Here is a 13616-nt window from a genome sequence, read left to right on the forward strand (position 1 = left end):
GTAACCCTGCAACCTGTAACCTGAAACTTGTAACCCCTGAAACCTGTAACCTGCAACTTGTAACGCATGACCAACACCAGAAAGCCTGCATTTAAATCGAGACAATAAAAGAACGCAAAGCCTTTGAAAAAATACGCTATCATCGTCGCCGGGGGATCCGGTTTGCGCATGGGCACCGCCCTCCCCAAACAGTTCCTGCCGGTAGCCGGAAAGCCGGTATTATGGCATTCACTCAATACTTTCCTCTCTGCCTGGAAAGATCTCGGGATCATTCTCGTGCTGCCATCAGCGCATCAAAACACAGGCCAGGCCATCGTGAACACGACAAGCGATCCAACCCGCATACGCATTACGGTAGGTGGCGACACCCGCTTTCATTCCGTAAAGAACGGTCTTGCCCTGATCCATGAAACATCGATCGTATTTGTGCACGATGCCGTGCGCTGCCTGATCACAACGGACCTCATTCACCGCTGCTACGAGAAAGCCCTGGATAAAGGAAATGCCATCCCCGCCATTCAACCCATCGATACCCTGCGGATCGAAACACCTGCAGGCAATCAGCCGCTCGACCGCGATAAAGTGCGCATCATTCAAACCCCGCAAACTTTTCACAGCGAGATCATCCAAAAAGCATTTGAACAAGCCTACGATGCTTCGTTCACCGATGAGGCCAGCGTCGTGGAAAAACTGGGTATTCCCATTCAGCTGACCGAAGGCGAATCGACCAATATCAAGATCACCCGGCCGCTGGACCTCCTGCTGGCGGAAAAGATCCTGGCCGCAAATAACCCTTCCTGATGCCGGCGCTTCCGCAAATAGTAAAAAGGGTATTCACCGCTTTCAGCAAATTCGGCTTTTGCTGCCGCAGCGCTGCCACTCCGCTAAGCTTCTGGCGTTTACTCGTGCATACGAAAAAAGCAAAGCGCAGCAGGAACAATCCCGCGCTTTACAGCAATGCATTGCAGGTGGCATATACGCTGCAATTGCATAAACATATCCGCCTTTTTTACCTGCGCACCTACCAGGGCGATCTCCAGATCTTTTATGATGTTTTCTGGCGTTCGATCTATCAATTGCCGGCGCCGCTTTTTGCGCGCGCCAAAACCATTCTCGATCTCGGCGCCCATATCGGGATGACCGCCGCTTATTTCAATATTCAGTGCCCCCAGGCAACCATCTATTGCATCGAAGCCGATGAAGCCAATTACGAATTACTCACCAATAACCTGCAACCTGCGATCCGCAATGGTAAAGTAAAAGCCATCCATGCGGCCATCAGCAACAGCAGGGAAACCGTGTATCTGCAGAAAGCCAGCTATTCTTATAATTCGCAACTCTCCGATGCCATTACACCTTTCCCGGTAAAAGGCATCGTCCTGGATCAATTCATCCAGGAACAACATATCACCCATATCGACATCATCAAGATCGATATCGAAGGCGCTGAATCTTTTTTATTACATGATCCACAGCACTGGATGGTCATCACCGATACCATTCTCATTGAAATTCATTCGGAGCAGAACCTGCAGTTGTTCAAGAGCGCCGCCGCCCGCTTTGGTTTCCGGGTGGAAAAAAGAGCGCTGGACTTTGAAAATTTGTATGTTGCTTATAAAGGCACCATTGATTCTTAACCCGGTAAATCCTTTTGTATAAAACAATTACTCATTTCCATACTGAAAAAACTAAAGCTCTATCACGGGCTGCAGGGCAATTACCGGCTTTTGCTCTTTTATGCACAGCGAGGCTGGCTCCGGTTCAGCTACCGTTCGCGCAAAGGCGATCGCTTCACCTGTAACAACTGCGGTAAACAGTACGATGCTTTCGCGCCGCGTTACCCATCTGCTGCCGATAAAAATGCGCTGGAACAATTCGAGGTGGTAGCGGGTTATGGCGAAAATGTGTATTGCCCCTGGTGTATGTGTACCAGCCGCGAACGTTTGATGATCGCGATCTTCTCCACCAAAATACCGGTGGCCGGTAAACGTATTTTGCATTTATCGCCCGAACCTTTTCTCTTCCGCTTTCTGCACAAACAGGCTTCGGTCATTAGCACCGACCTGGTGCCGGGTTTCTACAAGCAGATCGATCCCCATATTCAATATGCCGATGCTACCCAACTCCCCTTCCCCACCCATTCCTTCGACATGGTCATCGGTAACCATATTATGGAACATATTCCCGACGACCGCCGCGCCATGCAGGAGGTCTACCGCGTATTGAAACCCGGCGGAATAGCGGTTTTACAGGCGCCTTTTTCTGAAAGGATTCCGATTACCCGGGAAGAACCCACGATCAATGACCCGCAAAAACAATCGGCGTGGTTTGGACAAAAAGATCATGTGCGTATTTATTCCCTGACCGATTACCTCGAGCGCCTCAAAGCAGCCGGTTTCCAGGTGAACTACTGGTCATACGATTCGCTGAAGGAATATTACCGCTATGCGATCCAACCCGGGGAGGGCTTTATTCATTTGTTGAAAGTGTAAACGAGCCCTTTATTTCTTGAATAAACGCAATGGCCAGGGCAGGCGGTTATAGGTGTAGAAAAAATAAGGCTGATCGATACTGCCGAAATTTTTATAGAAATGCGCAATGCCGGGTTGATCTGAACCTTCAAAGTCAAGGATCAAGGCGGTGCCGGCAAATTCCCTTATCAGGGCATCGATCAGAAAATGATTCGCGCCTGCGGAACGCCCTTCTGCGCCCGTAACAGAAGCCATTAAATAGAGCCGCTTGGCATCCTGCAGCAAGACGGCTGAAGAAAGCAATTTACCATTCGCACTAACCGTTCTTACGAGTAAGCGGCCCTGCTTGTGCAGGTAAGCAAATACTTTTCCCAATCGATCATAATCTGCATCGGTGATATGCTGCAGGCGTTCTCCATATAATGCTTTAAAGGAAAGCAGGGTTTGGCTGTAATCGCCTTCGGCGGAATAGAACAGCTGAAACCGTTCGCAGCGTTTCAGATTTTTAAGCAGGTCGGTTTTATAGTTCTTGCGTAAAAGTTCATAAGGCGCCTGCAGGGGCAAAATAAAATTCGAATGTTTTGGAAGATCAACAACAGGATGTGCATGGTTCAAAAAGACCGCGGCGTATTTAAAATGCAGAGGCAGCAATTCCAGGAAAAGATTCATTAACTCAACGGTTAATGGCAGATCAGTAAATATCCCCAATTGTTGAATAAAAGCCGGTTTATACAGGTATTTGATGCCGCCTTTTTTTCGCCAGGGCAAAGGCATTACCGCTTCATAATCGCCCAGCACCAGGGCATCCCAATGCGTGGCCATTGTATCGAGGAAAAAAGTATGGGCATAGATCAATCCATTCGCAGCGCGTATGATACATCGATCCCATTTGCCGGTATCGAGCTGGTGACGCTGCAGGTATTGAATCTTTCGGTGCATAGTGGGTGATAAATGGGACCTGTCAGGCGCCAGTCAATTTACTAAAGATGCAAACGCAAATGATGCATCTGGCAAATAGGCGGACAAGCTCTTACAGGTCTTCAGGTCTTAGAACGGGATCTTATTTCCCGTTGCCTTACGAATATTAAAGCGATGCACGTCGATGCTGAATGAAAGCTTTTTAAAGAATCCATTTTCATCGGGAACCGTCTTCAGGTTATCCCTGAATTCCTTGCTATAGAGCACCGGCGCATAGATCTGTAAAAGGTCTTTGAACAGGCTGAGCTGCAAACCGGCTACATATAAAAAGCGGCTGGTAGCGGCATTCTTCTTCCAGGCCTCGGCATAAGTGCCTGCATCGAAGAAGATCTTTATTGGTGGATTAAAAGGCAATAAACCCTTGGGCAGCGTAGTGTTCAGGTTCATCGAAGCCACCCAGTTGTCTGACCGCCCCTGCAATCCCTGGAACAGATCGGTGCGCAGTTTCAGGCCGCCATCCCGCATCATGATCTGCTGGCTGCTGATCCCATCTGTTTCATTACGGCCGATAAAATAATTGCTATAGGTATAATCTTCATTGCCCCGTACCGCGGTGAGCTTGGGCTGGTAGATCGAAGTCTGCGCCTGCTTGAACACGGTCTTCTCGCCCAGATAACCAAACTTGGCGGCAAAGACCCGCATTTGCAAACCACCAGAATTCGCATAGTTGAAGAAATAATGGCCCGTGGCAGAAGCGCGATAGAAACCTTCCCCCTGCTGTACCTGTAATAACACATCGTACGGATATAAAGCCCGGTAATCGGTGATATTAAAACCAAGCTGGTTCAAATAGCGATGGGTTGATGTGCCTTCTGTGGGATAGAATTCCCCATCCTCGCTTTTCAACACATAGCGGAAATTCTTTTCCCAGAGCAGGAAGCTGCGCCATTCCAGCCATTTTTCTACAGTGCTGCGCGGGTTCGCATTCGCAAAAGTAAAACGCAGCGCAGGCGTTATTTTCTGCACACCCGCATGTACTTTATGCGCGTTGCTATCGACCCCGGCGCGGGTTGAAAAGCGGGCGCCGCTCACCGAGAGATCAATTTTTTCAAAGGCGCCATCCGGCCGCCAGGTATAACCGACGCGGCCCAACCCGGTAAATTCCTTACTGCTGGGCGCATACATGGGCGACAGGAAGAACTGCAGTTTATGCGCAGGCATCGTATAGTTATGCAGTATTAAACCGACCATCCATTTATCATACACATTATAGCCCAGGGCCGGCATCCAGTTTACATAATTCACCTTGTCATAATCTTTCAGCGAGAACATAAATGCCGGCCGCAATTTCTTCCGTTTGGCATCGGCATTGATCCCGCCCGTTGTTTGCAGGGAATCAAAAAAGGCATTTACCGCCTTGCCATCGCCAACGGTAAAATGCTGTTTGAAATCGGCCGGTGAAGGATGTTTGAATTGCCATTGCTGGTAATAGGCCTGCATACAGCTATCGAAGCGGGCGGTGCCCATGGCCTGCTCCAGGTGCTCTAACAGGATCGCCGTTTTCATATAGGTCATGGCCGCATAATTCAAATAGGTAAAATCGGCGGAAGGCGTAGCAATGGGTTGATCTTTTTTGATCTTTGCCAGCGCATCGATCAGGAGCTCTTCTTCCCGCCGGGGTATTTTTTGCTGCACCCACCTGATCAGATCGGATTTCGGGTATTTGAGCGCTTTATACCGGTTATCATAATAAGAATTCACGCCTTCATCGAGCCAGGCATGTTCGCGTTCATTATTGGCCAAAATGCCATAGAACCAGTTATGGCCCACTTCATGTTCGATGGTCACATCGAGTTGTTTGGCATCTATGCCCGGACTGATACTCGTGATGGTCGGATATTCCATTCCACCGGCAGAACCCATTTTGGCTTCCACCACACTCACTACATTATACGGGTATTCGCCAATCAACCTCGACCGGAAATGCACCGCATCCTTGATATACTGTATACTGTTTGTCCAGCCCTTACTCTCCGCCGAACGGTAAAAGCTCATGGCCTGCACTACTCTTCCTGATGGCAGTTGGATGGTATCTTGTTGTACGATGAAATTGGAGTCGGCAAACCAGGCAAAATCGTGGATCTTATTTTGTATGTATCTCAGGGTTTTGGTAGTCTGTGGTGTTAGGATGGCTTTTCGTTTAGATGCAAGCGTTTGTGGTTTGTGGTTTGTGGTTTGTGGTTTCGCGGCCTTCGTTTTTTTGGCTATCGTTTTGTCGGCTGGCGCCTCCTTTGCCGCTTTCTTTCCTACCCCTTTAGCCACTACCTCCTTTTTGTCCCTTGCGGATTGCCTATTGCCTTTTGTCAATTGTTCATTGTCCCTTGCCGATTGCCTATTGCCTTTTGCCAATTGTTCATTGCCCCTTGCCGATTGCCTATTGCCTTTTGTCAATTGTTCATCGCCCCTTGCCGATTGCCTATTGCCTTTTGCCAATTGTTGATTGCCGATTGTCGATTGTCCATTTCTCATTGCCGCTTTTCCTTTCAGCCACTCTTTTTCGCTTTCATTCTGCAGCTCGCCAGTCGCCGCTACTACATACTGATCGGGTACGGTAATGCGCACGTCAAAACTGCCGAACTCGCTGTAGAATTCGCCCTGGTCCAGGTAAGGCATGGGATGCCAGCCATAACGGTCATAGACCGCCGGTTTGGGATACCATTGCGTGACCTGGTAAGAATGTTTTGTATGTCCGCCCCGGGAAAAATTCGCCGGCAGCTGCACATGAAAAGGCGTGGTGATCTCAGTTTCCTGTCCGGGCAATAAAGGCGCCGGCAATACCACTTTTACAATATCGATGTATTGGGGATGATCTTCCGTTTTAACCGTATTATTGCCCACCCTGAAATCGAGGCGGTTGATATACCCTCTCTTCTCGCGGGCAGAAAAATAAAAATCCGTATTACCGTTCGCCAGCGTCTGCTCCGTAAAAGCCGTGCGGTCATTCTTGAACGCATTGGGCCAAAGATGGAACCAGATAAAGGTGAGCGTATCGGGCGAATGATTGATATAACGCAGCTTTAAAAATCCATCCAGTGTATGCTCGCGGTCGTTCAGGCTTACATCAATGGTATAATGTACTTCCTGTTGCCAGTAAGATTGGGCAAGACCCCGCATGCCAATCAGGACGATCAATATAAGCAGGTAAAACTTTTTCATAATGTGCTAATTAGCTGATGTGCTAATGTGCTGATATAAATACAGATGAGGTTCTGAAAAAAAGGTGTTTTCATTAGCTAATTAGCATATTAGCACATTAGCTAATTATTTCACGAGTTTGCCTTCCTTATCCAATAAAGCAAAGTACTCACTAAGATCGCGTCCACTCACCTTCTCGAGTTCCCGCTTCAGATCTTCCGGGGTCGGATGTTTAAACTGCCAGTTGGCAAAATAGGCTTGTAATCCTTTATCCAGCACATCGCGGCCCAGCACATTCTCCAGGATATACAACCATACGGCAGTCTTAACATACACTACCAATCCATACTCATCCTTATTATTAAAGCCGGTAGAACCGGTGCTGATCGGCTGATCGGCCGGAATGGAATTCAACACATCGTAGATCCTTGCCTGAAAAGCCGCCACATCCAATTCCTTCACATCTTTGGGGATCATGGATCCGAACAGGCTGTTGGTGCGGTATTTCTCAGCTTCATAACGGAACTGGAAATAGGTATTTATGCCTTCATCCATCCAGGGAAAATCGCGCTCATTGGTGCCCAAGATGCCCATGAACCAGTTATGCCCTACTTCATGGGTGATCACCGCATCCATTTCTTCTTCTTTGGCGTTCGGACTGGTAATCAAAGTGATCATCGGGTATTCCATGCCGCCGGAAGAAAGGTTCTTGGGACCTTCCACGGCCTGCACCACCGGGTAGGGATACTGCCCGATCCATTTGGAATAATGACGCACCGCGTCTTTAATATAGCTTACGCTGTTCTTCCAGGTCTTATTACCAGCGGGTTGTCCGTAAGAAAATACATTGATGGCGGTATCGCGGCCGCTCAGTTGCAGGGTATCATACCGGATGATATAATCCTTGCCCGCAAACCAGGCAAAATCATGAATGCGTTCGCCGGCATATTGCAGCGTCTTCGGTTTACCAGGCGTGGTTGTTTTATAAGTAAGCGTTTTGAGCCCTTTGTTATTCTCCATGCCCAGCTGTTTGTATTTATTCAGTTCGCTTTGGGTTAAGAGGGTACCCGTTGCGCCCACTACATATTCAGCCGGTACGGTGATGTTCACCTTGAAGCTGCCGTATTCGCTGTAAAACTCGCCCTGGTCGAGATAAGGGAAAGCATGCCAGCCCGTACGGTCATAGACCGCCGGTTTGGGATACCACTGGCAGACCATGAACTGATCGCCGCTGTAGCCGGAGCGGGAATAATAGTTCGGCAGTTTCACATAAAAAGGCGTGGTGATGGTCACCTGTTTGCCAGGCAATAAAGGTTGCGGCAGCAGCAGCTTCACCACATCGATATTTGAATCGCTTTGCGCGGTGATGGCTTGTCCGTTCACTGCAAAACGCAGGCTGTCGATATAACCGGGTTCGGTCTCCGTGATCTTTTTGTCGTGGCTTTTATCGGCTGCCAGTTGTTTGGCCAGGGCGGTATTTTTATTTTTATACGCATTGGGCCAGATATGGAACCAGATATAAGTCAGCGTATCGGGTGAGTGGTTGATATAATCTACCTGCAGGTTGCCTTTGAGGCTATGCTGTTTATCGTTCAGCGCCACCTGGATATTATAATGCACTTCCTGTTGCCAGTAAACGTTAGTCTGCGAGAAACCCATTTGTGGCAATGCCGCTATCATCATCAATAAACCACAGAACGTTTTCATTAGAAAATTCTTAGTTAAAAGATTGTATTTAATTATCACATTAGCTAATTATCACATTGCCATCAGCACAGCAGCTAATTTGTATTTGTATTTTGTATTTCCATTAGCACATCAGCACATTAGCACATCAGCACATCGCTACCGCCCCTTCCCCATAAAGATGATCCGCAAGGTATGCACCATGATCTTGAAATCCAGCGCCAGGGAAATATTCTCAATATAGATCAGGTCGTATTTCATGCGTTTGATCATTTCATCTACATTTTCAGCATAGCCGAACTGCACCATCCCCCAGGAAGTTAAACCGGGTTTCACTTTCAGGAGGTAGGAATAATAAGGCACTTTCTGATGAATACGATGAATATAATAAGCCCGTTCCGGCCGGGGCCCTACCAGGCTCATTTCCCCCTTAATGATATTCCATAACTGCGGCAGTTCATCGAGGCGCCATTTCCGCATCACCCGCCCCCAGGGCGTTACGCGGGGGTCGTTCTCTGAGGATAACTGCGGACCATTCTTTTCCGCCGGATGGTACATCGAGCGGAATTTATAAATGCGAAATTTCCGGCCTTTATACCCGATCCGTTCCTGCGAATAAAAGATGGGACCGGGTGAACACATCTTTACCCGGATGATCACATATAACATCAGCGGCAATCCGAAAATAAATGCCAGGATGGCCACCGAAACATCGATCACCCGTTTGATATTCTGCTGCCACTCAGGCATCAGGCCCGATTTAATGTCAATGAGCACGGCGCCAAAGAGGCTGCTGGTCTTCACCGAACCGGATAAGATATCCAGTACATCGGGCACGATCTTCACTTCCACATCCATTTCGCTCAGGCGGTTCACGATCTTTTCCACCTGGGCCTTTTCTTCTTTTTCCAGCGCGATCACCACCAGCTGAATATGATGCTTCTGCACCACTTTTTCCATATCGTGCAGCTGCCCATGCCAGTCGAGGTGTTTGCGAATGCCATTGGGCTCGCCGGTGCAAATAAATCCGGTATAATGGTAGCCGGCGATGCGCAGGCCGTCGCGGGTTTCCAGGTAGATCTTTTCGGCAATACTATTACCCCCGATCAGCAAGGTATTGAAACGGATCTCGCCTTTGCGGATCTGTTGTTTTACTTTATCGAGGATGATCACCCGGCCGATCCAGGTGAAGACGAGCTGGGCGGCAATATAGGTTGACAGCGCCTTGTAATAATAGGTATAATCTTTCTGCGGGTCATTGATCACGATGGCAAAAAAGATGACCGTGCAGCCAATGATACAACAGAGTGTGGTAATCACGAATTCGTTCAGGCGGCTTTTATGGTAGAGCGAATGATAGGCCCCAACGAGGGTGTAAAAAATGATCCAGGTAATGGGGATGGCCGTAATGCCCCACCAGAAGCGGTCGTTCAGGAGCAGACCATCCTCAACAATAATGTGTTCGTGTAACAAATAACGCCGGGAGAAGTACAACACGATCCAGGCCAGGATGGCCGCCAGGTAGTCGCCAAGCAGGTACCAGGTACTATGGATGCGTTTTACGGATGGCATGTAAAGGGTTACACGATAATATTATTGTTTTTTATCTTTTGCAAGATCTGATGTGCTACATCCATGGCCCGGTAGCCGTCAACTTCGGATACCAGTGTAGGGGTATTGTTCAGGATCGCATCTCGAAACGATTCCAGTTCTTTTTTTATTGCATTTACTTCCGGAACCTGCGGATTCACCACGGCAATGGTCTTTTTACCGTGCACGGTATCGAGGTCGAAGGAAAAGGCGTCGATATCCTGGGGCGATTTCAGTTTGATGACCTCCGAGGTCTTGGCCAGGAAGTCGATGCCGATATAAGCATCTTTCTGGAAGACCCGCATTTTCCGCATTTTCTTCATCGAAATGCGGCTGGAAGTAAGGTTGGCTACACAGCCATTATTGAATTCGATGCGTACATTGGCAATATCAGGGGTATCGGTCATCACCGCCACGCCGCTGGCCGAGATCTGTTTCACCTCGCTTTTTACCAGGCTGAGAATGATGTCGATATCATGGATCATGAGGTCGAGGATCACGCTCACTTCAGTACCACGCACATTGAACTGCGCCAGGCGGTGCACTTCAATGAACATGGGATTCAACTCCATATTTTTTACGGCCAGAAAAGCCGGGTTGAAGCGTTCTACGTGCCCTACCTGTAATTTAATGCGGGATTCCTTCACCAGGTTCACCAGTTCCTGGGCTTCCTGCATGGTATGGGCCATGGGTTTTTCCAGGAACACATGTTTGCCTTTGCGGATGGCCATTTTGGCCAGTTCGAAGTGATGGTTGGTGGGAGCGATTACGTCAATGACATCTACGGCGTCGATCAGCCGCTCTGCATCGAGGAAACGGGGAAGCTGGTATTTTTCAGACACATCCTGGGCCGCGTCATCGGAAGGATCACAAAAACCTACCAACTCTACACCCTTGATCTCCTTCCAGTTATTCAAATGAAATTTACCGAGATGTCCTACACCGAATACACCGATCTTTAGCATACGTACAATTAAAGGCGCAAAGATAACGGCTTGCACCTTTTAGCCCTTAGCTTTTTTATAACCAATAATTATATTGGATGTTAATAAGTTAGATGAAGAAATTTCTGATTTCGAGATTTCGGGATTTCGAGATTTGAAAACCAAAATCCAAAAATCGCAAAATCTCAAAATCGAAAAATGTCGATAATGTTAATCAGAAATCTCCAAATCAGAAATCAGAAATTCCCAGTCTATCGGGATTTCGGGGATTCAAAAATCGCAAAATCTCAAAATCGCAAAATGTGTAAATCAGAAATCTCCAAATCAGAAATCAGAAATTCCCAATCTATCGGGATTTCGAGATTTAAAAAACCAAAATCGAAAAATCTCAAAATCTCAAAATCGAAAATGTCGATATATGTAAATCAGAAATCTCTAAATCAGAAATCAGAAATTCCCAGTCTATCGGGATTTCGGGGATTCAAAAATCGCAAAATCTCAAAATCTCAAAATCTCAAAATCGTTCAACACTGTTTATCTGACAAATTGTGACCTGCTCAGATAGGCTGTACTAGGATGATAGATAAACAAACAGGATCCTTCTTTTAGCAGGTCGATCAGCTGTTGCGACAATTCCGGCGCTACGGCCGGGCAGCCCCAGCTGCGGCCGATATACCCCTGGCTATTGATGAGGTCTTCATTTACATAATCCGCCCCATGGATCACAATGCCGCGCCGCATGGCGTAGTCATTGATGCCCTTTTCCATCCCCTTCAGCTTCAGCGAATAACCATTACTGCCCTGGTAGGCATAACCGGTTACATAAAAACCCAGACTGCTTTTATTACTCGCGGGCTTATTACTGAAAGAAACGGCTTTTTCTTTGCCGGTCTTCATACCATGGGCCACCCACGTATTGAAGAGGAGTTGGCAGGCATTCAGATCGATGACGTATAAGCGCTTGTTCACGCTGGGCTGACTGAAATCGACGATCGCCAGCAGGTTGTCTTTGATCTGTTTGCTGCGCACCAGTTTGGCCATGCCCTTGAGGGCCATGGTAAAGATCTTTTTCGACAGGCCCGCTGCATCGAGGTGCAGGCTGTCGTACACATTCAATTTATTTTTGATAGAGAAAAAAGAAGAAGTGGCCGGTGTGGCAGAAGTATCAGAAAAGAGGGCACCCGCTCCCGTGCCTGCCTGCACTGGTACGGTGGCGCATAATGCTACCAGGCTGAATGCCATAGCCAGGCATAGCCGTTTTCCCGGTTTTACGATTAATGGTTTTCGCATGGATCCGTTCCCGTTTTGTGGATAGTTGTACGAAATAGCCCTTTAGTAACAATAATCAGTCCGGTAACGACGATCCCGATGCATTAATTATATCCCTCAACCGTTTTTAACTTTTTTACAAGCGGCTTTACGTGTAATTGTGTATAAATAAATAGATGGTTCAGTTTGGAAGGGTTACAAGTTAGGTTCCAGGTTGCAGGGGGCAAGGGTTGCAGGTTGCAGGTTCCAGGTTGCAGGGGTTGGAAGGGTTACAAGTTTCAGGTTGCAGGTTGCAAGGGTTGCAGGTTTCAGGTTACAGGTTGCAGGGCCCTTACCCGGCTGTTACCTTGTAACATGTAACCTGTAACATCCCGTGTAAAAAAGGTCCCACGTTTCATATGAAAGATCTTTCTTTTAAGGAGCGTTTCCCTGTAACTTGTAACATGTAACCTGTAACATCCCGTGTAAAAAAGATCCCACGTTTCATATGAAAGATCCTTTCCCGGTAACCGGCAACCGGCAACCGGTAACCGGCACGAAGCCACGCTTAGGTAGACTTCTCCTTATTAAAAAGGTAATTCACCACCACATAGAAAAACCCAAACACATTGGCCGTCGTCGTCGTAATAAGCGCGATCAGCACCCCGTCAGACAGCGTGAACACGCCGCGGCTGCACTGCACCACGATGAAGAGCACCAGGAACATCCATAAAACGGTGATCACAAAAATGATAACGCTGAAGACCTTGCGGGCCCTGTTATCATCGAGCAACCTTTTCAGTTGGGCCCGCGAGAACTCCTCCTCCATATCCAGCACCTTCACCTCCTTCACATTCGCATCCTTCACATTCACCCGCGTGGCTATCGATTCTTCCAGCAATGGCTGCAAAAGACCCTTTGCCTCGTCAACCGGGGCAACGACAGGATTGGGTGGTGTTTTCATTATGCCCTGATTAGCAATTTTTCGAAGTATTGTTTGATCTCCTCGTTGCTGATGGGGGTTGATTTTACCTCGGGGTCGTATACTTTTGACCAGGGCCCGTTGGGCTGGTGCGTCCAATTGCTCAGCGACATGGCCGAGAAATCTTTTAAGACCCCCCAGGTATAATTGATGGTATCGAGGGCTTCGGCATCGAGGTGGAATGGCGGGGTATAAGTGGATGAAGGGGTGAATTCAACGGTATCGGTGATGGGCCGGCTGCCGTAGAGTTTAAAATCCTGGTAGATCTCGGGAATGACCGGACCGTACATCCAGGCCTGGAATGTTTCATTGATAAGGGGCTTGTGGTATTTGGCCAGGTGGTAACCCTGGGCAAAATAGACCAGTTTTTGCAACTTCATTTGGGTTACAAATTTGCCCTCATCGATGCCTTTTTTTACAAAGGCAAATGCTATGAGTGATGCTGGATAAGACATTCGGTTATGGCAGGTTTTTGATTTCCTTTCACACCAAATATAAGTATTTATTTTTAATTACTAATTTTCTTAGCTAACGGACAACCAGTTCCGAAGTTATTAAGTTCCTAAACTATTAAGTTAAATA

At 47.7% G+C, this 13616-nt stretch carries 11 protein-coding genes; 3 read left to right on the forward strand and 8 right to left on the reverse strand.

The window, feature by feature from the left end:
• Positions 1-123: 123 nt before the first annotated feature.
• The 3 genes from JT717_RS21845 (at position 124) to JT717_RS21855 (ending at position 2492) form a co-directional block, all read left to right on the forward strand.
• Entirely contained in the window at positions 124-801 is a 678-nt protein-coding gene (locus tag JT717_RS21845) for a 2-C-methyl-D-erythritol 4-phosphate cytidylyltransferase (protein WP_205513165.1), read from the forward strand.
• Entirely contained in the window at positions 801-1637 is an 837-nt protein-coding gene (locus JT717_RS21850; RefSeq protein ID WP_205513166.1) for an FkbM family methyltransferase, read from the forward strand. Before JT717_RS21845 ends, JT717_RS21850 begins: the two co-directional genes overlap by 1 nt.
• Positions 1638-1727: 90 nt before the next feature.
• Complete coding sequence (locus JT717_RS21855; protein WP_205513167.1) at positions 1728-2492, forward strand: class I SAM-dependent methyltransferase; 765 nt, start codon at positions 1728-1730, stop codon at positions 2490-2492.
• Positions 2493-2501: 9 nt separating this feature from the next.
• Here the strand turns inward: JT717_RS21855 and JT717_RS21860 are convergent, their stop codons facing one another.
• The 8 genes from JT717_RS21860 to JT717_RS21895 all read right to left on the reverse strand — a co-directional run bounded on the left by JT717_RS21860 (position 2502) and on the right by JT717_RS21895 (position 13489).
• Positions 2502-3410 (reverse strand): GNAT family N-acetyltransferase, encoded by a 909-nt coding sequence (locus JT717_RS21860; RefSeq protein WP_205513168.1) that lies wholly within the window; start codon positions 3408-3410, stop codon positions 2502-2504.
• 108 nt (positions 3411-3518) lie between these two features.
• The gene (locus JT717_RS21865; protein WP_205513169.1) at positions 3519-6605 is read right to left on the reverse strand and encodes a M1 family metallopeptidase; all 3087 of its coding nucleotides are present in this window, start codon (positions 6603-6605) and stop codon (positions 3519-3521) included.
• Positions 6606-6710: 105 nt separating this feature from the next.
• Complete coding sequence (locus JT717_RS21870; protein WP_205513170.1) at positions 6711-8291, reverse strand: M1 family metallopeptidase; 1581 nt, start codon at positions 8289-8291, stop codon at positions 6711-6713.
• A 138-nt stretch (positions 8292-8429) separates the two neighbouring features.
• The gene (locus JT717_RS21875; RefSeq protein ID WP_205513171.1) at positions 8430-9842 is read right to left on the reverse strand and encodes a sugar transferase; all 1413 of its coding nucleotides are present in this window, start codon (positions 9840-9842) and stop codon (positions 8430-8432) included.
• A gap of 8 nt (positions 9843-9850) precedes the next feature.
• Positions 9851-10825, reverse strand: a complete 975-nt coding sequence (locus JT717_RS21880; RefSeq protein WP_205513172.1) for a Gfo/Idh/MocA family protein — start codon at positions 10823-10825, stop codon at positions 9851-9853.
• Positions 10826-11338: 513 nt separating this feature from the next.
• On the reverse strand, positions 11339-12094 hold the full coding sequence (locus JT717_RS21885) for a murein L,D-transpeptidase catalytic domain family protein (RefSeq protein WP_205513173.1): 756 nt from the start codon (positions 12092-12094) through the stop codon (positions 11339-11341).
• 526 nt (positions 12095-12620) lie between these two features.
• The gene (locus JT717_RS21890; RefSeq protein ID WP_205513174.1) at positions 12621-13016 is read right to left on the reverse strand and encodes a hypothetical protein; all 396 of its coding nucleotides are present in this window, start codon (positions 13014-13016) and stop codon (positions 12621-12623) included.
• A complete protein-coding gene (locus JT717_RS21895; protein WP_205513175.1) occupies positions 13016-13489 on the reverse strand; it encodes a Panacea domain-containing protein in 474 nt (157 codons plus the stop codon). The genes JT717_RS21890 and JT717_RS21895 overlap by 1 nt, the downstream gene beginning before the upstream one ends.
• Positions 13490-13616 lie beyond the last annotated feature (127 nt).

This window comes from Longitalea arenae (assembly GCF_016924755.1).
Lineage (GTDB): Bacteria > Bacteroidota > Bacteroidia > Chitinophagales > Chitinophagaceae > Niastella > Niastella arenae.